17 protein-coding genes and 2 riboswitches are annotated in these 20,388 nt (G+C 41.4%); of the genes, 12 read left to right on the forward strand and 5 right to left on the reverse strand.

Annotated elements, in window-relative coordinates:
• Positions 1–16: 16 nt before the first annotated feature.
• The 7 genes from GPS65_RS06050 to GPS65_RS06080 all read left to right on the forward strand — a co-directional run bounded on the left by GPS65_RS06050 (position 17) and on the right by GPS65_RS06080 (position 10,059).
• Complete coding sequence (locus tag GPS65_RS06050) at positions 17–1,255, forward strand: glycosyltransferase family 2 protein (protein ID WP_213019683.1); 1,239 nt, start codon at positions 17–19, stop codon at positions 1,253–1,255.
• 4 nt (positions 1,256–1,259) lie between these two features.
• Complete coding sequence (locus tag GPS65_RS06055; protein WP_041815183.1) at positions 1,260–3,347, forward strand: cellulose biosynthesis cyclic di-GMP-binding regulatory protein BcsB; 2,088 nt, start codon at positions 1,260–1,262, stop codon at positions 3,345–3,347.
• 69 nt (positions 3,348–3,416) lie between these two features.
• Positions 3,417–3,562, forward strand: a riboswitch (cyclic di-AMP (ydaO/yuaA leader).
• 112 nt (positions 3,563–3,674) lie between these two features.
• The gene (locus tag GPS65_RS06060) at positions 3,675–5,501 is read left to right on the forward strand and encodes an APC family permease (protein WP_012008966.1); all 1,827 of its coding nucleotides are present in this window, start codon (positions 3,675–3,677) and stop codon (positions 5,499–5,501) included.
• Between the two features lie 70 nt (positions 5,502–5,571).
• Positions 5,572–7,293, forward strand: a complete 1,722-nt coding sequence (locus tag GPS65_RS06065) for a pyruvate oxidase (RefSeq protein ID WP_088004141.1) — start codon at positions 5,572–5,574, stop codon at positions 7,291–7,293.
• Between the two features lie 197 nt (positions 7,294–7,490).
• Positions 7,491–9,083, forward strand: a complete 1,593-nt coding sequence (locus GPS65_RS06070) for a ribonuclease YeeF family protein (RefSeq protein WP_260859169.1) — start codon at positions 7,491–7,493, stop codon at positions 9,081–9,083.
• A 4-nt stretch (positions 9,084–9,087) separates the two neighbouring features.
• A complete protein-coding gene (locus GPS65_RS06075; RefSeq protein ID WP_119124425.1) occupies positions 9,088–9,567 on the forward strand; it encodes a DUF2247 family protein in 480 nt (159 codons plus the stop codon).
• A gap of 267 nt (positions 9,568–9,834) precedes the next feature.
• Positions 9,835–10,059: a hypothetical protein gene (locus tag GPS65_RS06080; RefSeq protein WP_012008970.1), complete on the forward strand. Its 225-nt coding sequence runs from the start codon at positions 9,835–9,837 to the stop codon at positions 10,057–10,059.
• Positions 10,060–10,099: 40 nt separating this feature from the next.
• Here GPS65_RS06080 and GPS65_RS06085 read toward each other — a convergent pair whose 3' ends face one another.
• The 4 genes from GPS65_RS06085 to GPS65_RS06100 form a co-directional block, all read right to left on the reverse strand.
• Complete coding sequence (locus GPS65_RS06085; protein WP_012008971.1) at positions 10,100–10,363, reverse strand: hypothetical protein; 264 nt, start codon at positions 10,361–10,363, stop codon at positions 10,100–10,102.
• A gap of 98 nt (positions 10,364–10,461) precedes the next feature.
• The gene (locus GPS65_RS06090; RefSeq protein ID WP_012008972.1) at positions 10,462–11,031 is read right to left on the reverse strand and encodes a GNAT family N-acetyltransferase; all 570 of its coding nucleotides are present in this window, start codon (positions 11,029–11,031) and stop codon (positions 10,462–10,464) included.
• A gap of 70 nt (positions 11,032–11,101) precedes the next feature.
• A complete protein-coding gene (locus tag GPS65_RS06095; RefSeq protein ID WP_003214137.1) occupies positions 11,102–12,379 on the reverse strand; it encodes an Nramp family divalent metal transporter in 1,278 nt (425 codons plus the stop codon).
• 222 nt (positions 12,380–12,601) lie between these two features.
• Complete coding sequence (locus tag GPS65_RS06100; RefSeq protein ID WP_003214275.1) at positions 12,602–12,862, reverse strand: GlsB/YeaQ/YmgE family stress response membrane protein; 261 nt, start codon at positions 12,860–12,862, stop codon at positions 12,602–12,604.
• Positions 12,863–13,018: 156 nt separating this feature from the next.
• Here GPS65_RS06100 and GPS65_RS06105 point away from each other — a divergent pair, with 156 nt between their 5' ends.
• A complete protein-coding gene (locus GPS65_RS06105; RefSeq protein ID WP_012008973.1) occupies positions 13,019–13,849 on the forward strand; it encodes an EcsC family protein in 831 nt (276 codons plus the stop codon).
• Between the two features lie 205 nt (positions 13,850–14,054).
• Here the strand turns inward: GPS65_RS06105 and GPS65_RS06110 are convergent, their stop codons facing one another.
• Complete coding sequence (locus GPS65_RS06110) at positions 14,055–15,152, reverse strand: DctP family TRAP transporter solute-binding subunit (protein ID WP_119124426.1); 1,098 nt, start codon at positions 15,150–15,152, stop codon at positions 14,055–14,057.
• Positions 15,153–15,220: 68 nt separating this feature from the next.
• On the opposite strand from GPS65_RS06110, the gene GPS65_RS06115 reads away from it, so the two are divergent.
• The 4 genes from GPS65_RS06115 (at position 15,221) to GPS65_RS06130 (ending at position 20,145) form a co-directional block, all read left to right on the forward strand.
• Positions 15,221–16,840, forward strand: coding sequence for an ATP-binding protein (locus GPS65_RS06115; RefSeq protein ID WP_088004458.1), 1,620 nt, complete (start codon positions 15,221–15,223; stop codon positions 16,838–16,840).
• Complete coding sequence (locus GPS65_RS06120) at positions 16,837–17,520, forward strand: response regulator (protein ID WP_088004457.1); 684 nt, start codon at positions 16,837–16,839, stop codon at positions 17,518–17,520. The genes GPS65_RS06115 and GPS65_RS06120 overlap by 4 nt, the downstream gene beginning before the upstream one ends.
• Positions 17,521–17,644: 124 nt before the next feature.
• The gene (dctP, locus tag GPS65_RS06125) at positions 17,645–18,913 is read left to right on the forward strand and encodes a C4-dicarboxylate transporter DctP (RefSeq protein ID WP_161985369.1); all 1,269 of its coding nucleotides are present in this window, start codon (positions 17,645–17,647) and stop codon (positions 18,911–18,913) included.
• Between the two features lie 209 nt (positions 18,914–19,122).
• A complete protein-coding gene (locus GPS65_RS06130; protein WP_012008978.1) occupies positions 19,123–20,145 on the forward strand; it encodes an AI-2E family transporter in 1,023 nt (340 codons plus the stop codon).
• 64 nt (positions 20,146–20,209) lie between these two features.
• A riboswitch (cyclic di-AMP (ydaO/yuaA leader) is annotated at positions 20,210–20,343 on the forward strand.
• Positions 20,344–20,388: the final 45 nt, after the last annotated feature.

Raw genomic sequence — 20,388 nt, forward strand, 5'->3', positions numbered from 1 at the left:
ATTTTATCTTTCATTAATGCTCATTTGGATCATGCTCCTATACCACATGTTTCTCATGCAGGGCGGCTTTCAGCATTACCTGACCTATGAAAAAGTGCTGCCTAAATGGACGAAACAAGGGAAGGATCTGCCAACCGTCAGTATTCTGATTCCTGCTCATAATGAAGAGGTCGTCATTCGGCAGACATTAAAAGCGATGGTTCAGCTATCTTATCCTAAACACCTCCTTGAAATCATTGTGATTAATGACAATTCCTCTGATCGCACAGGAGAGATTGTGCAATCATTCAGTGAGCAATATGATCATGTCCATATGATTGAAACGAAGCCACCATTTGCAGGGAAGGGAAAATCCACTGCGCTGAATGAAGGTTTGAAGGCTTCAACAGGAGAAGTGATTTGCGTATACGATGCAGATAACATGCCAGAACCAAAGGCTGTCTATCATCTGGTTCTTGGGTTATTAAATGACCCAAAAGCAGGCGCTGTTGTCGGGAAATTCAGGGTCATCAATGCAGCCAAAAATTTGCTGACCAAATTTATTAATATTGAGACCATCTGTTTTCAATGGATGGCGCAGGGCGGGAGATGGAAATGGTTTGGTATTGCGACAATACCAGGTACCAACTTCGCCATCCGCCGGCACATTTTAGAAGAGCTCGGCGGCTGGGATGTCCAAGCTTTGGCCGAGGACACCGAATTAACGATCCGTGTGTATAACCTTGGGTATGTGATTCGATTTTTCCCAGCGGCGATCACATGGGAGCAAGAGCCCGAGACATGGAAGGTCTGGTGGCGGCAAAGAACGCGCTGGGCTAGAGGGAATCAATATGTTGTTCTTAAGTTTTTAAGGCAGTTTATGAAGCTAAAACGAAAACGAATGATTTTCGATTTGTTTTATTTCTTCTTTACGTATTTCTTATTTTTCTTCGGTGTGCTGCTCTCAAATGGCATCTTTATTGTAAACCTATTTGTTGACCTCCACTTATCTGTAGGGGCTGTTGCACTGATCCTTTGGGGGTTAGCGTTCTTCCTCTTTCTAACAGAAGTGATGATTACATTAAGTATTGAGAAAACAGAGCTCACCAAACAAAATATTCTCATAGTGGTTCTCATGTACTTCACCTATTCTCAAGTATGGATTGCGCTTGTCGTGTACTCCTTATGTGTAGAGGTGAAGAGCCGATTATTGAAACAAGAAGTGAAATGGTATAAAACAGAGCGTTACGATCAACAACAAAAGAAAAGCGGGTGACAAATTGAAATCGGTCAAATGGATGTTTTTAATATTAGCGCTATCTCTTGCCATTCAGCCTTTTTTCATGGCAAGTCAAGCAATGGCGCAATCCAATCGAGTACAAGTGAAAGACGATTGGGTTCACTCATCAAAAGGCAATCAAACCGAAACGCAGCATCTATCAGAAGATGTGGTGACCTTGTATGGTCAAGAAGACCGCACTGAATTTTCCTATCAAATGGAGAAAGAAAAAGTAGAGTCTAGCACTCTTACATTAAATATAGAGGCTTCACCATTACTCATATCGCCATCGTCTTTCACAGTGATGATTGATGGAGAGATTGAAAAGACGATCCCTGTATCAGGGGAAAATGCAAAAAAATCGATTGAAATCAAATTGAACAAAGCGCAATTGAAAAAAGGATCTCATCAAATTCAGCTCGCATTTTATGGTGTGTTAAAAGAAGGTGTGTGTATCAACCAAGAGACGCCTGCCAATTGGCTGAAAGTATATCCTGAAAGTGAGCTGGCGTTCAAAGGAGTTCAAACGAAAGACGTGACGTTAGATAGCTTCCCTTCACCATTTATTTCATCAGGTGAACAGAATGAACAAACAGATATTGTGATTCCAAATAAACCGAATGCGGCTGAATTAGAAGCGGCGATGAAAGTATATCGCACGTTGAAAAACAAAGACCGCCAAGCAGACCTCAAACTCGTTCAAGAAAAGGATATCGAGCAAATTGCGCATCCAACCATTGCTGTGGGAGCAAAGGGAAGCTGGAATGGGCGAATGAAATCAATCGAGCAAGCGGCTGGAATTAAAACAGAAGGTGATCAACTTACGTTAGCGGTAAGAACCTTGACAGCAAAGAAAAAAGAACAGCCCGTTTTATTTGTCACTGCTAAGCAGCCAAAGATAATTGCTGAAAAAATCAATGTTTTGACTCAGCCAGAACTGACAGGTCAGCTCACTGGTACCGACTTGCTGCTGCAAAAAGTGACAGCTAATGTGTCTAAGCCATCGCATCATATTCGTTTAATAGATTTTGGCGGAGATGATATCAAAGTTGGAACCAAAAAGACAGCATCTGATCACTACTATTATCCGAAAGCATTAATGGCACAACAAAAATCAGGTGCAAAACTAACTCTATCATTTAAAAAATCAGATCCAGCGAATAAAGCGGAACGTCTAACAGTTATGATCAATAACGAACCGCACGACGTGCCGTTAACAAAACTAGGAAACAAAGATGAGAATGGCTTCTATCATGTGTCGATTCCAGTAGATTCACAAGTACTCCAAAAGAACGAATATGTGGACTTACAGTTTGTCACAACAGGTTTTAAAAACATGGAATCTTGCAGACATACGGATGAAGAAGGCTGGATTTACATTGATAAGAACAGCTCTCTTCAAATACCAGAAGGAACAACTAGTGATACACCGGACTTAACCGCATGGCCGCTTCCTTACACTTCGGAAACGCAGCAAGGAAACACATTGATCATTATGCCAGATCAAATCACTCAAGCATCAATTAATCAAATGGCAATGCTGACAGAATCATTTAGTCAACCGGAAGCTACTCACTATCATTTGGTCGAAGCATCAAATGTGACAGATGAACAATTGAAAAAGAACTCTCTCATTTTCATCGGGGGCATCCAGACATTTTCTCTTTTAAAAGAAAAAGCAGACGATCTCATTGTTCCAGCGGAAAAGGATCAATATGATGTATCCTCATTTGGCATGATCAACGAAACAACAGCTCGTATTGTATGGACGCAGCCATCCGTATGGAATAAAGAATTAACCATGACCGTTTTTTCAGGAATGACGCCAGCTGACGCTAATATATCAAATGAAGTGATTCAATTCCTTCAAACAAATACGGAGACCGCTACAGTTGCGATAGAAAGCAAGAACAAAGATATGTTCTCTAATCATCAAACAGTCAGCAATGCAAAAAATGATCTTAAAAAAGGTGAAAAACAAGGTGCCGGTGAGTCTTGGGTTTACTTTGCCTGTATCGCTGTACTGATCATTTTTGTCGCTGTGATGATTGTTTATTTCTTACGGAAAAACCGTAAAAAGACTGATTAATAAACGGTCAAAAGACCTCGAAAAAATCTCTTTACTTTGGTGTCAAACGGGAGTATGATCTCTTTTATAAAAGACCAATCGCTGAATCATTTCAATGAGCGGGGGAACCAATTGTGGTGGTAAAGCACCACGTGGGGTGAATCCTTTTTAGGTAGGGCAAAGTCTCATGCGCCCGAATCCGTCAGCTAACCTCGTAAGCGTTAAAGAGAGCAAAGACCAACCTGTGATCTAAACAATAGACACAGGGGCATTCTATTGCCTCTGTGTCTTTTTGGCGATCCATCTTTTGTAACTTAAATCGTTTGACACTAAAGGAGCGGGCATCACATGTACAGTTTGATGAAGCGTATTTTAATTGGTAAACCATTAAAATCACAGGCAGCAGGAGAACAAAAACTATCAAAAATCAAAGCGTTGGCATTATTGTCATCAGACGCATTGTCATCAGTTGCATATGGTACAGAACAAATCTTAATTGTTCTTTCTGTCGTTAGTGCAGCAGCATTTTGGTACTCACTCCCGATTGCAGGTTGTGTATTAATTCTTTTAATGGCGTTAATTCTATCTTACCGCCAGATCATTTATGCTTATCCAGAAGGCGGCGGGGCATATGTCGTCTCTAGCAGGAACCTAGGTGAAAAACCAGGTTTGATCGCTGGTGGATCATTGCTTGTAGACTATATTTTGACTGTAGCGGTGAGCATATCAGCTGGTACTGATGCCGTCACATCAGCTTTTCCAGCACTATATCCATATCATGTCTTGATCTCAATTGTATTGGTCATCGTGATTATGGTGCTCAACCTTCGTGGATTGACAGAATCGGCATCTATTCTGGCTTATCCTGTCTACTTGTTTGTATTTTCACTCCTTATCTTAATTGGAGTAGGCGGCTTTAAATTATTAACAGGAGGCGTACCACCAGCACCTGAGCATACTGCGGTAGGCACGCACGTACAAGGCATTACATTATTTCTTTTATTAAAAGCTTTTTCATCTGGCTGTTCTGCTCTGACTGGAGTAGAAGCCATTTCAAATACCATCCCATCTTTTAAAAAACCGGCTGCTCAAAATGCAGCAAGAACATTATTGATGATGGGTGGATTACTAGCTGTTTTATTTGTGGGTGTCACATTGCTTGCGTTTGGTTTCGGCATCTCGCCAAAGCCAGAAGAAACGGTTGTATCACAAATTGCATCAGACACGTTTGGGCGTACGTTTTTCTATTACGTCATTCAGGCAGTCACAGCGCTAATCCTTATATTAGCGGCAAATACCGGCTTTTCAGCCTTTCCGTTATTGGCTGTCAATTTAGCAAAGGATAAGTATATGCCGCGTATGTTTACTGTAAGAGGAGACCGGCTTGGTTACTCTAATGGCATTATCTTTTTAGGCGTAGCTTCCATGCTGCTCATCTGGTTGTTTGATGGAAAAACAGAACATCTTATCCCGCTATATGCTGTTGGTGTGTTCATTCCATTTACCCTGTCGCAGACCGGCATGTGTGTGAAGTGGATTCGTGAAAAACCGCAAGGCTGGAAAACGAAAATGCCAATCAATATCGTCGGAGCACTGATTTCCTTTACAGTTTTCATGATTCTCATTTTGACTAAGTTTCATCTCGTATGGCCAGTATTTGTTTTTCTGCCGATCGTACTATTTATCTTCCATTCCATTAAAAAGCATTACCTGTCTGTGGGAGAACAATTGCGTTTATTGAATGAAACAGAGTCTGTTGAGATGAAAGGAAATGTGGTCATCGTACCTATAGCGGGTGTGACGCGTGTTGTCGAACAATCTCTTCAATATGCAAAGTCTTTGTCAGAGCAAGTCATAGCAGTGCATGTATCCTTTGATAAAGAAAAGGATAAGAAAATTGAAGAGGATTGGGAAAAGCTTAATAGCGGCGTACGACTTGTGATGCTTCATTCGTCCTATCGAAGCCTCATACACCCGCTTGATAAATTTCTTGAAACCGTTGAGGCAAAAGCAAATGCGCATCAATATAAAGTGATGGTGCTTGTGCCTCAATTTATCCCGAAAAAAAGATGGCACACCATTTTGCATAATCAATCTGCCTTTTTATTAAGATTCCGCCTGTTATGGAAGCGGGATATTGTGGTGGCGACCCTGCCTTATCATTTTAAAAAGTAGCAGAAGCAAGTTGAAACGTTTGATCAAAAGAATGCGGTGGTATGGAGTAAGAAAAAAGGAGTTTTCTCACATGCCGCAAAGAACCGCAGGAAAAGAAGTAACAGCGCTACTGGAAGAGTGGGGCGTGAAACATATTTATGGAATGCCCGGTGACAGCATAAACGAATTGATTGAAGAACTTAGGCATGAATCAAGCCAAATACAATTTATCCAAACGAGACATGAAGAAGTGGCAGCACTATCAGCGGCAGCTGATGCCAAACTAACAGGTAAACTCGGTGTCTGTTTATCTATCGCTGGGCCAGGTGCTGTCCACTTATTAAATGGACTGTATGATGCCAAAGCAGATGGTGCACCAGTTTTAGCAATTGCAGGGCAGGTTGCTTCGGCCGAAGTAGGCAGAGACGCATTCCAAGAAATCAAATTGGAGCGGATGTTTGACGATGTCGCTGTCTTTAATCAGCAGGTACAGACGGCAGAGGCGCTGCCTGACTTATTGAATCAAGCCATCAAAGCAGCTTATACCCATAAAGGTGTAGCAGTTCTTACCGTATCAGATGACTTATTTTCTCAAAAAATAAAGCGCAAACCCGTCTATACATCTCCTCTTTATGTGGAGGGAGAAGTACGACCGAAGAAAGATCAACTGCTAAAGGCGGCTCAGCTGATTAACAATGCGAAGAAGCCAGTCATCTTAGCAGGTAAAGGATTAAGACATGCAAAAGAAGAGCTTCTTTCATTTGCAGAAAAGGCAGCTGCTCCTATCGTCATCACACTCCCTGCAAAAGGGGTTGTACCAGATAGGCATCCATACTTTTTAGGTAACTTAGGTCAAATTGGAACGAAGCCGGCATATGAAGCGATGGAAGAATGTGATCTCTTAATTATGCTTGGCACCTCCTTTCCATATAGAGACTACTTACCAGAGGACACGCAAGCCATTCAACTGGATATTAAACCAGATCAAATCGGTAAAAGGTATCCGGTAGATGTGGGAATTGTGAGCGACAGCAAGAGTGGTTTGCATGAACTGACTTCGTACATTGAATATAAAGAGCAGCGTGGCTTTCTCGAAGCTTGTACAGAGCATATGATGAAGTGGCGAGAAGAAATGGATAAAGAAAAATCTGTTGCTACTTCACCGATTAAACCACAGCAAGTCATTGCTAGACTAGAAGAAGCAGTCGAGGACGACGCCATTCTTTCAGTTGATGTTGGTAATGTGACAGTATGGATGGCGCGTCATTTTGAAATGAAACAGCAGGATTTCATTATCTCCAGCTGGCTTGCCACAATGGGTTGCGGTTTACCTGGTGCGATTTCAGCTAAATTGAATGAACCGAACCGACAAGCCATTGCTGTATGTGGTGATGGAGGCTTCACAATGGTCATGCAAGACTTTGTGACAGCTGTAAAATATAAGCTCCCGATCGTTGTCGTGATTTTAAACAACAACAATTTAGGAATGATTGAATATGAGCAACAGGTAAAAGGAAACATGAATTATGGTATAGAGCTGGAGGATATTAATTTTGCTAAATTTGCAGAAGCATGTGGCGGCAAAGGAATCTCCGTGTCATCACATGAAGAATTAGCTCCAGCCTTTGATACAGCCCTTCAATCCGATAAACCAGTCATTATTGATGTCGCTGTAGACAATGAACCTCCGTTACCTGGGAAAATCACTTACACCCAAGCAGCAGGATTCAGTAAATATTTATTGAAAAAATTCTTTGAAAAAGGTGAGCTGGATATCCCTCCACTCAAGAAAAGCCTCAAACGCTTTTTCTAAACACACAAGGTAGTCGGTCTTCTGAAAAGAAGGCTGACTTTTTTTGTGATGATTAGGAAAAATCATTTCAATTGTCACTTGCCGTCATCTCTATTAAAAAATTTGGAAATTATTTTTGTAACTTAAAGCCTATTTTTCCAATTCGATGAGAAAGGTAAAATAGACTTTATGATCAATAATGGAAGGAGTGAATTCTTCTGGGGAAGATACTTGATGCAAAAGCACTAACAAATGCCATGGACGCAAGGGCAAAACACTACCAGGAACTACGAGAACAAATGGTCGATTTAAAAAAAGCATTACAAGGTGTTGCCAACCTCGGTGATGACTTCACTGGGAAAGGTGCCGATAACATTAAAAGTTTCTATAAAGAGCTGGCTGGAAATGTAGACATGTTTATCAGCTTCATCGATAAGCAAAAAGCCTTTCATGAAGGTGTTTCTGGGACACTAGATGATACAAACTTTGGCGGCGATACCTTTGTAGAAGAACACTTTTTAGACAACGCTGTACATATGGGCATCAAAAATGCCAAAAGCATTGTAAAGGATCAAAAAAAGGCGCTTAAAACGATTTTTCAAGACATCGACGACCTCATTTCTCTAGAAGTATTTGATAGTCAAACCTTTGACGAAAAAATTGCAGATGCGGAAGACGAGCGAAAAAAGACAGTAAAAGATCTAAGAGAGCTTGATCAAAATTTAAAAGATGAATATGCTTTGTCAGAGACGGAACAGCAAGCTACAATGGCATTGTACGCTGAAATGATGAATGCGACAAATGATGGAAAAGCGATTTCCCCTATGAATTTTGACAAGAAAGCGTATCAAAATAGCGAAATCTACAAGGCAAAAAGCGATATTGAGAAGCAAACTGCTGAATATCTGAAAATCAAAAAAGAACAAGAAGAAGCCCGCGAGATCGCAAAGGAACAAGAGGCACTCGCCAACCGTCCTTGGTATGAAAAAGCACTCGATTATGGTGGAAATATCGTCAATGAACTGACAGGCGTAAACGATGCAAAACGCGCCGCAACAGGCGTTGACCCGATCACAGGCGAAGAACTTACCGCAGGACAGCGCGTCGCCGCAGGCGGCATGGCAGCAGCAGGCTATATCCCAATCGTCGGCTGGGCAGGACGCATTTTCAAAGGCGGAAAAGCCGTCTATAAAACGACCCAAGCCACCTCAGCCGCAGTCAAAGCAGTCGACATTTACAAGACATCGCAAAAATCCTTTGACGCCTTAAAAACATCGCAAAAAGGCTTATATGGACTCACTGCTACAAACGGCTTCAGCGAAGCAATTACAGGTAGAGACATGTTCGGGAATAAGATCTCGAAAGAACAACAGGAAGCGAGTATGAATGCGGCGCTGGGAATGCTTTTACCGTTTGGGGCGAAAGGGTTTCATGGGAAGATGGGTGTTAAGAATACCAGAGAACTTAAGCATCCAGTTTTAGAAAATCCACGAGCAGGTAGTGCTTTGAAAGATGATTTTTATCATAGCTTTAATGATATAATTGACAACTATGCAGTTCATTCTAAGAGATTTGATTTACCAAATAGAAAAGGCCATATGGATTCGTTGTATCAAATAGAGGGCTCAGTGGTTAAGTACGAAACGAAATATGTAAAAGTAAAGAACAATGCCCCTGAAATGGTACAGTCGAAAGAAATAAAGAATGGCGTGTTTGAATGGGTGGTAGATCCAACAACGAATACAGTAACCCATAGAACTTTTATACCTGGTGGCAAAGTGACAGGAAAAATAAATCAATGGGAGAGATAGAAAATTGTATAAAACAGAAATAATCACAAAAAATGGTTTTGATTGTAACTGGTCTACGCTGTTTATTGGTAGGCAGTTTAATTTAATATCTGCTTTAGAAGTAACAAACTATGCTGTTAAATACTTAGAAAATAATCCTAATGCTAATAATGAATTAATCCTTGAATTAGCTTGGGAACAAGAAGAAGTGAAAGTAGATAATATACTTGAAAGCATAACCTCTGACAGTTCTTCGGAAGACATGAAAAGAGAATATCATAAGTGGCTATATAGCACTGTGAAAGAGACGTATAGTCACTCAAGTGATGAAGATATCTTTGAAGAAATTGAAAATATTTTTTCAATCTTTAATACACCGGAAAATATGTATGACTTCTTTAGAAAAGTTTCAGACGCATTTTATTACCCTCATGATTCAAAAAATACAATTAAAGAACTTGTAGAAGAGTTTTTAGAGACAGAAAAGGAATTAATTTTTAAATAACTAGAGAACGTAAATGGAACGATGGACTAATTGTCCATCGTTCTCTTTCAAAGCATGTAAAGATTGATATGATAAAAGAATAAAGTGAATTTGTTTTTTTAAAAGCAATGGAGAAGAAAGCATTAAGTGACCATAAAATAAGTATCATGTTCGGGAAATTTGAAAATACGGGCGAACTTTCTAATAAAAAGCAAACAAAATCACCCCAAGCATAATTGGAAATCATATGTTAAACTAATCCAACCACCAAAAAAAGGAGAAAAACCCATGCTACTAATCCTCACACAAAATCAACAAACTATCATTCATGTACAAGAAGTCTCAGTAAGCGGCAAAAAAATTGAAGGGATGATCTTGGGGAGTACTTCTTGGGCAAAGCTACTCGGCAAGTATGACTCAAATGAACGCGCAGCCGAGATCCTTCAAGACATGATGAAGACGATTGAAGAACATCCAAATGCCACAATGACATATCGAATGCCGCCTCAATAAAAATGAAACCACCTTTCCATCGTGAAAAGGTGGTTTTTGTTTAGGATGGTGTTTTTCCAAAGGCTAAGAATAAGGGGATGCCTGTGCCAACAAGGGTGGTGGCAAATAGGAACATACCACAAATAAATAGAAAATGGCTGGCTGAAAAGACGAGTGCCAGAATGAGAAAAACGATGCTGAGCCCTATCATGCTATAGGATGGGACAAAGCGGCGTTTGTAGGTGGCTTTCTTTGTTAGGAATGAGAAGAAAATACCAAATACTAAAGGGACAATCCATAAGTAAAATAAAATAATAAGAGACATACATCATACCTCGATTTTTCCTTCTATTTTATCAGATGCGGATCACAACGGATACTACAAAGCTTCACTTTGTAAAATAATTCATGCAATCGACACAATTAAGTGTGCTGATTCATCGCATCCGTTTTTTGTTTCATATATTCAGGCTGTAAAAGGGCGTACACACAATGATCAGTAAAGCGATTACCCAGCCATTCACATTGTCTCAACACTCCCTCAAGAGAAAAGGATAACCGCTCTGGGATACGTCTGCTTTTCTGGTTATCGACAGCAGCCCTAATCTCAATACGGTGCAGTCCGCACTCTTCAAATAAATAGCGAATGACCGCTTGGCATGCTTTTGTCATGATCCCTTTTCCTTGATAGCCTTCTCCGAGCCAATAGCCGATTGAAACGGTTTTATTGATCCAATGAATTTGATGGGTGCCAATGATGCCGACAAGTTCTCCATGTGACCAGATGCCCGCTTGAAACCCGTTGTTCTGCATCGCTTGCTGCATCGCACCTTGGATAAACATCATACTGTCTTCCTCTGTCTGAGTTGAATCCACCCAAAGCATCCATTCACGTAAATGCTCTCTCGACCGCTGGATGAGCAAATACAGACTTCTTGCGTCTCTTGGCTCAAGCAACCGCATGGATATCTCTTGATCCTGATAAACAAACATGTACCCACATCCTCTCAGGGGAATTCTACCATAACCATTTGGAAAGAAAAAGACAGCTCAACACTGTCTTTTACATAAACGTATCTACAATTAAGAAAAGATTAAGTGCTACAACAAGAGCTGCTATCACCCAAGATATTCCTGTCACCCAGCGGGCATTCGTTAATTCACCCATAATTCGTTTTTTACTTGTAAATAAAATGAGCGGAATTAAAGCAAAGGCAATCCCAAACGATAAGACGACCTGACTCATCACAAGTGCGGAGGTCGGATTCACTCCAGATGCAATAATCGCAATAGGAGGAATGATGGTAATCAGCCGGCGAACATAAAGCGGAATTCGGTATTGAATAAAGCCCTGCATAATGATATCGCCTGACAATGTACCGACAGAAGAGCTGGATAGTCCGGCTACAAGCAGACCTACACCAAATAAAATGGCTGATACAGGTCCTGCGAGTGTACCAAAATGCTGAAACGCAACATCTAAATCTTCAACAAAAAGGCCATTTTTATAAAATAAAGCGGCAGCCACAATCAACATGCTGGCATTGATGGCTCCGGCGACGATCATTGCAATGAGGATATCTAAAAACTCAAAGCGGAAAATCTGCTTTTTCTCCTTTTCCGTTCTGCCGACGACTCTTCTTTGGGTTAAAGCTGAATGTAAGTAAATTGCGTGAGGCATCACGGTCGCACCTAAAATTCCAGCGGCAAGCAGCACACTGTCTGCGCCATCAAATTTTGGAATGAACAGTCCGCCAGCGACACTTGCGATATCGGGTTTAGCGACAAAGGTTTGAACAGCGAAAGCGATCACGACAACGAACAGCATGCCTGTAATACCTGCTTCTAAAGCTCGATATCCTCGTCTTTGCAGTTCCAATATCGCAAATGAGCCGATAGCTGCGATAATAGATGCTTCGAGCAGCGGGATTCGAAAGAGCAAGTATAAACCAAGTGCCGCCCCGATAAACTCAGCTAAATCCGTGGCAATAATGACGAGCTCTCCTTGAATCCATAAACCGATCGAAACGGGTTTTGGAAACTCTTCACGTGCGATTTCAGGTAAGTTTTTACCTGTCGCGATTCCGAGCTTTGCGGATAAGGACTGAATGAGCAAAGCCATGAGATTTGATATGAGAATCACCCATAAAAGGAGGTATCCATATTTGGAGCCAGCCGCAATGTTGGTGGCAAAATTTCCTGGATCAATATAAGCAATGGCTGCGATAAAAGCAGGGCCGAGAAAAGGAAGGAGTCTTCTAAATCCTTTGACTTTCCCCTCAAGTGCACGCTCAGCTGCCTCTGACATGTGTGCCTGTGCCTCGATGTATTTGTTTGTCATATGTCATCACCTAGATTCTACAAAGTTTTGCTTGGGCACAAAATGTTTCCTTGATGCAATTTTTAATCATCATATGCCCATCTTCATGAAAAGTCAACTATCTGAACTAATAGGTTTGTTTATCTTATGTAAGTGAAAAAAATAGATACCTTGTCAATCCAACACATAAAAAACACCGCCTTTTAGACGGTGTCCCTACTGCTTCCTCTGTTATTTGTTTTTTTATGAAACCCTTGATCCCACACTACGGAAGATCAGGCTTAAGATAATGACAAAGATCGCTGCGCCTAAGATGGCTGGAATGATCGCAAAGCCTGCCAAACTAGGACCCCACGTTCCAAGCAATCCGTGACCAATCCAAGCACCTGCAAGTCCTGCAATCATTGAACCGATCCATCCTCCTGGTACACTACCTCCAGCGAGTGCACTGCCGATAAGGCCGATGACAATCGCCACAACTAATGAAATTAGAAATCCTAACATGTTGATCACTCCTCTTTTTTGTTTGTATTAAGCAATAACCGTTTTGAAAAAGTTTCAAACCTTTCGAAACCGCTTCAATGTTCTATACGTATGATGGGAAAGGATTGTGTATAATAACAGACAAATACTTGAGCGGCATCTAAGGAGGCAATTACAATGGAGGAAAGAGAGTGGCTAAAAGCACAATTAAAAGAAATTGAAAAGTGGGAGAAAGACCAGCAAAAGGTATGGTTTTGGGAGAAACTCAGCCGTTTGCCATTTCAAATGCTGGACAAGCTGACGCCTGCCTTTATCCAGAAAAAAATCGGTGTGCTGCTAGATGAAATGGGTCATTACATTCAATCAGGCGGTGCCTATTTGACATCAGAAAAAGGCATCATCCATCAATTTCAAAAGAAATGTGCAGATGATTCCATTCAGCGTATAGAAGATATAGAAAAAGCGCCAATTGAAATCATGGACGCCATTAGTGAACATATGGGGAAAAATAGGACGAATCTCGCCACGGTACAAGGGGCGACAACGGGTGTCGGTGGTATGTTTACACTGGCTGCAGATATTCCTGCGGTACTTGGCCTCTCCCTTAAAACATTACAGGATATTGCCGTCACCTATGGCTATGATCCTAAAAACAAAGAAGAGCGGGTCTTCATCATAAAATGCTTACAACTGACTTCTGCTGATGTGGTTGGGAAGAAATCGATATTAAAAGAGCTCAGAAGCTTTCATGATTCAGAAGGGAAACATGAAAACATGTTCTCACAAATCCAAGGGTGGCGTGAGGTAGTCTATAATTACCGAGATTCATTTGGCTGGAAGAAACTATTTCAGCTTGTTCCCGTAGCAGGGATTTTATTTGGCGCAGTCTCCAACCGCTCACAACTAAAAAGTATTGCCGAAACAGGCATGATGCAATACCGAAAACGAAGAATTGTCTCAAGATTAGAAGAGATCACCCAGCAAGAACAGAGTGAATCTGGTGCATAACGCGGCATGTAGACAAACCCTTGCATTCGTTGTCAGTCCCGCGTGCTGGTACTCACGAATGTCAAATTCGCTCCGCGCCACAGTACTCGCCCTTCCTAGGGCTGCAAAGTTTTCATGTCACGCTGAATAGAAGACAAAGGGCTAAAATGAAGATTCATTATAGCCCTTTGTTAACAATCTGAAATCCCTTACTCAAAGGGATTTTTTATTTGGTCTTATCCTCTTCTTGAAAAGCATGGATCGGAGAATGTTCATAACGCGCACGCAGCTCACGAATCTGTTTGATTAGGGGAGAACCAATGGTTTTTTCGGCTTCTTCATACAAAGGATCGAGGGCTTTCACCCATTTTTGTCTTTCAGCTGGTGTCAATTCATGAATGGCAATCGGTGATTCCCGTTTAATCTCCTCCAGTTGATCTTTGTTCATCTGTTCTGCATGTTTTTCATTCCAAGCGGTTGTTTCTTCCATCGCTTCAAGTAAAATTTGTTTCGTTTCAGGTGTCTGGCGATCAAAGAAGGATTGATCTGTTAAGACCACATAGCCCAAATATCCGTGATTACTGATCGTCATATAGTCTTGTATATGATAGAATTTTTTTGAATAAATATTTGAAATGGTATTTTCTTCACCATCTACCTTTTTTGTTTCTAATAGCTGAAACGTCGAATTAAACGATTCCTGATAGGGCTTTGCGCCAAGAAGTTTGAATTGCTTTTCAATCATGTCGCTTTGCATAATGCGGAGAGATTGGTTTTTTAAATCACTAGGCTGTTTGATTGGCCCTTTATTAGAGGTGATTTGCTTAAAGCCATTTGTCCAATACGCCATTCCCTTTAGCCCATCTTTTTGCAGGGTGCCGAACAATCTTTGTCCAATTGCACCATGCAAGCCTTCTTGAACCGCATCGTAATTAGAAAAAGCAAAGGGAAGGTCAAGTGCCAGCCACTCAGGGGATAGCATGCCGAGCTTCGAGGTAGATGGTGCGATAAATTGAACTTGATTCTCTTTGAGTGCATTAATTTCTTCTATATCAGAATAAAGACTTCCGTTGGAGAAAATTTGAATGGTGATCTTGCCATCGGATTTTTCGTGCACAAGCTCAGCAAATTTCTTTGCGGCAAGTCCTTTTGGTGTATTATCTGCCACGACATGGCTAAATTTGAACACAAGCTGATCCTTCAGCCCTGTCTGTTCATCGTCAAAGGTCGTCGCGGCTTTTGGCATCATATGATAAAAACCAAAGTATAAAGCGGTTACAAAACCAATCAAGAGCAATAGTGTATAGGCGAGTAAATTCTTCATGCGTCCGATCCCCCTTATGTCAAGCATACTTGACCGAGGAAGAATTCGTAAAGATACAGGTGGAAAAAATGATGAGAAATCGATTGAAATTACAACAATTATCTATTAGATGGAAGCTCACCATCCTCACATATTTCGTTGTCATTTTCGCCCTTTTAATCGGAGGAATTGTCCTTGTTGGGGGAATCCAGCAAACAGAGGAACGGGAGCTTCGAAAAAGGCTCATGAACACAGCGAGAACAGTGGCTGAGATGAATGAGGTAAAGCAGGCGTTAGCTGATCAAACAAAGGAACGTGACCGATTACAGCATGCCATCGAGGAGATTCGGATTATTCAAGATGCTGACTACATTGTCGTCATGGATATGGATCATGTGAGACTAACGCATCCAGTGAAAGCAAGGATTGGTCAGCGCTCGGAGGGGACAGATGAAGAGCCTGCTTTTGCTGAGCACATTTATTTCTCAGAAGCAGAGGGAGAGCTTGGGACCGCCATCAGAGCCTTTTATCCAGTGAAGGATGATCAATTTAATCAAACAGGGGTCGTCCTTGTTGGGAGAACACTGCCAAGTATGATCGATATATTAGGAGAAATGAAGCGAGATATCCTCATGATTCTCTTGCTCACGCTCAGCTTTGGGCTTGTCGGTTCATTTTTACTTGCTCGTCATATTAAACAGCAAATGTTTAAGCTGGAGCCGCATGAGATTGTCAGAATGCTAGAGGAGCGCACCGCAACCTTTCACTCTATTAATGAAGGGGTTATCGCCATTGATAATCAGCACATGATTACCATTTTTAATGAAAAGGCGAAGCAAATATTTAGTGTGACAGGGGATGTCGTAGGCAAGAATATTTGGGATGTGCTGTCTGACACAAGGCTTCCAGAAATCATTGATCGCGCGGAGCCCGTCTATAATGAAGAAATTCATATGAGCGGAAAGCGGATTATGAGTAGCCGAATTCCGATTGTCATGAAAAAGAAAATTATTGGAGCGGTCGCCATTTTTCAGGACAGGACAGAAGCGGCAAAATTGGCAGAGGAGCTAACCGGGGTTAAGAACTTTGTAGACGGTCTGCGGGTACAAAATCATGAGCATATGAACAAGCTTCATACGATTGCTGGGCTGATTCAGCTAGGTAAACCCGATCAGGCACTTGATCTAGCCTTTCAAACGACGGAAGAGCAAGAACATGTGCTGGACTTTCTTCATCGGGTCATTCAGCATGATGCCGTTGCGGGTTTATTGATGAGCAAAATCAGAAGGGGCAAGGAGTTAGGCATAAAGGTCGAAGTAGACGAACATAGCTGTCTACGTGATTTCCCTGAGCGTCTAGATCAACATGATATGACGAAGCTGCTTGGCAACCTGATTGAGAATGCCTTTGCCTCGTATGATACTGTAGAAAGAGACACAAAATGCATTTCTATTAGTATTGATCAAACCGAGGATGTCCTCGCGATTTTAATTGAAGACAATGGCTCCGGGATTGAAGAGGAAATGATTCCTTATATTTTCGATAAAGGTTTCACACACGGCAAAGAAGGCGGAACAGGCTATGGCCTGTATATTGTAAAAACGATTATCGACAAAGGGATGGGAAATGTAGAAGTCACATCAAGCATCGGCATTGGTACCACCTTCTCAATCGAATTCCCAATGATTATAGAGGAGAGAGACAGATGACTCAGATTAAGGTGCTATTAATTGAAGATGATCCGATGGTGCAAGAAGTGAATAAGGAGTTCATTAAGAGTGTTCCTGGCTTTCAAGTGGTGGCAATCGCAGGTAATGGGGAGCAGGGAATCCAGCTCATCAAAGAAATTCGTCCAGACCTTGTTGTCCTCGACGTATATATGCCAAAAAAAGATGGCGTGAAGACGCTTCAAGACATTAGAAAGCAAAAGATACAGGTGGACGTGATCGTTATTTCTGCGGCAAAAGACAAAGAGACGATTGGCACCATGCTTCAAAATGGTGCACGAGATTATATCATCAAGCCATTTAAGTTCGAACGTATGAAAGAATCACTTGAAACCTATAAAGCGTTTAAATCTAAAATTCGCACAGCAGCAGAATTTTCTCAGGAGATGCTGGATGATATCATACGAAAGCCGGCTGTTAAGCAGGAAGATACTTGGCTTCCTAAGGGGCTGAATGTGCATACGATGAATGAAATTAAAGCCTATATGGGCTTGCAGGAAGGACCGCAGTCTGCGGAGGAAGTGGCCAATGCACTTGGCATTGCACGTGTCACGGCACGCCGGTATTTAGACTTCTTAGTGAAAGAAGGCGAGCTGAAATTAGATATGCAATACGGCGGAGTTGGGCGGCCTGTGAATAAATATATCGTACATTCTGACTAAGAGACCAAAAAGACCAAAATGTACGATATGTACATAAGCTTCACAGCCTTTGTTGAAATCGCTATCATTTAGCTACAGATAACAGTTAAGCGTTTACATCAAAGGGTGAGGGAGTTGATTTTTTATGAAGAGGCTTTTGAAGAACCTGACATTTCAGGTGGTTGCAGCTGTCATTATCGGGATCATTGTTGGGATGGTTTGGCCAAACGTCGGAAAAGAAATGAAGCCGCTCGGTGACACCTTTATCAATGCCGTTAAAATGGTCATTGCACCAATTATTTTCTTAACCATTGTTCTTGGTATTGCCAAAATGGGGGATATGAAAAAGGTTGGAAAAGTTGGGGGAAAAGCATTTATTTATTTTGAAGTCGTCACGACGCTTGCCTTGGTCATCGGACTTTTTGTCGTAAATATCATGAAGCCAGGTGCAGGTCTGGACTATAGTAAGCTTGAAAAAGGGGACGTTTCGCAGTATACCCAAAATGGGGGACAGGGTATCGACTGGATGGAATTTGTTACACACATCGTACCATCTAATATGGTAGATGCCTTTGCAAAGGGTGATATTTTACAGGTCTTATTCTTCTCAATTTTATTCGGTGTTGCACTCGCTGCCCTTGGCGATAAGGGGAAAGGCATCATCGAATGGCTTGATAAGCTGTCACTTGTTTTCTTTAAAATCATTGGATATATCATGCGTGCAGCGCCGCTCGGTGCATTTGGGGCAATGGCGTATACGATCGGACACTTTGGTTTGGCGTCGATTAAACCGCTCGCAAGTCTGATGCTCTCCGTTTATTTGACGATGTTCCTGTTCATCTTCGTTGTGCTGAACATCATTTGTAAAATGTATGGTTTCAGTCTGCTTGGTTACCTGCGATTTATCAAGGATGAAATTTTAATTGTTCTTGGCACAAGCTCATCAGAATCCGTGCTGCCAAGAATGATGGATAAAATGGAACGCTACGGGTGCTCTAAGTCTGTTGTGGGCCTTGTCATCCCAACAGGGTATTCCTTTAACTTAGACGGAACCTCGATCTATTTATCGATGTCTGTGGTCTTTTTAGCGCAAGTGTTTGGTGTAGACCTATCTATCGGTCAGCAAATCACCATTATCCTTGTTCTGATGCTAACTTCAAAGGGCGCGGCTGGGGTGACAGGAAGCGGATTTATCGTGCTCGCTTCTACCCTTGCTGCACTACAGGTCATTCCGCTAGAGGGGCTTGCACTTCTGCTTGGCGTAGACCGATTCATGAGCGAAGGAAGAGCCATCACAAACCTCATTGGAAATGGAATCGCGACAATTGTTGTGGCGAAAAGTGAAGGTGAATTTGACGAGGCGAAGAGCAAAACAGCCCTTCAAGAAATGCGCAATATGAAGCAAGCTGTATAGTATAAAAACAACCCAAAACCGAAACCTTATGTCTACATGGGGTTCGGTTTTTTCTTGTGTTGAAAAGAAAAAACATTAAAGCTTGATAAATTTAGGTCGAATCGTAAGACCTCAATGACCTTTTGTTATATAATTTACAGAAAGATCCGATATAATGTATATCAGATCCAATGAAAAATAGACTTTAGTCCTGGCAGGTGTGTAACGTAATGGCAGCATTTTTAAAATTGTTCGAAAAACCCGGTGTTAAGCGGTTTTCTGTATTTGTAGTATTAGCCACAGCCTTATATCTATTAAGAGGAATGATGAATTTAATTCTCTTGACCTTCATATTCACCTTTTTGATGAATCGGTTAGAAGAGGTCATTAGAGGCTTTTTAAGTCGCTTCCTGAAAATAGGGCAGAAATCGGTTATTACCATTTTGTATATTCTTTTGGCTGGTGGATTGACGTTTGGCGGATTCGTGTTTGTGCCAATCATCGCCAAACAGGTGGAGCAACTATTTCATTTAGGAAAGAAAATTGCAGACCATCCACAAAATTTACCCTTCTTTGATGTCATCACCAACGTATTCGGAGATTTTAAAATATCAGCTTACTTTGAGAAAGGGTTTAATTTCCTCTATACATACTTAACAGATTTCAGTACGTTCAGTATCCAAGTCATTATGTCCTTAATATTAAGCATGTTCTTCCTGTTCGAAAAAGAACGCCTCATTCAATTCATGAACAAGTTCAAAACGAGTAAAATCTCTGTGTTCTATCACGAAATCGCCTTCTTTGGACGTAAATTTTCCAGAACGTTCGGAAAGGTACTCGAAGCACAGTTTATTATTGCAACTGTTAACTGTGTTTTAACAACCATTGCGCTAGGTATTATGGGATTCCCTCAATTATTTGGATTAGCGGTCATGGTCTTTTTGCTAGGCTTAATCCCAGTCGCAGGTGTGGTTATCTCACTTATTCCCCTCAGCATCATTGCGTATACGCTTGGGGGCGGCATGTATGTCCTGTATATCGTGCTTGTGATCGTCATCATCCATGCCATTGAAGCCTATTTCTTAAACCCGAAGCTCATGTCAGCAAAAACAGAACTCCCTATTTTCTTCACATTTATTGTGCTGATCTTCTCTGAACACTACATCGGGATTTGGGGACTCATTATTGGTATACCAATCTTTGTGTTTATTCTAGATATTTTGGAGGTCACCAACAAGGAGGAAAGTAGTTAAAAAGTTCACTTGAACCTGTTTACAATTTTCTAAAAATAAGGTATAAATAGTATGAAAATATCATAATAACCACACGCTTAATCCTTCTAAAGGAATGGGGGACCCATGTTTTTGGGGTGAATTTTTCTCTGTTGAGAAAAAAGGACATCTCTTCGTCCTAACCCGTCAGCTAACCTCATCGGCGTGAAGAGAGTAAACGGTGGTATATGTAAAGACACGCAGACCCACGAGAAAACTCTCTCG

Source organism: Bacillus pumilus (assembly GCF_009937765.1).
Classification (GTDB): Bacteria; Bacillota; Bacilli; order Bacillales; family Bacillaceae; genus Bacillus; species Bacillus pumilus_O.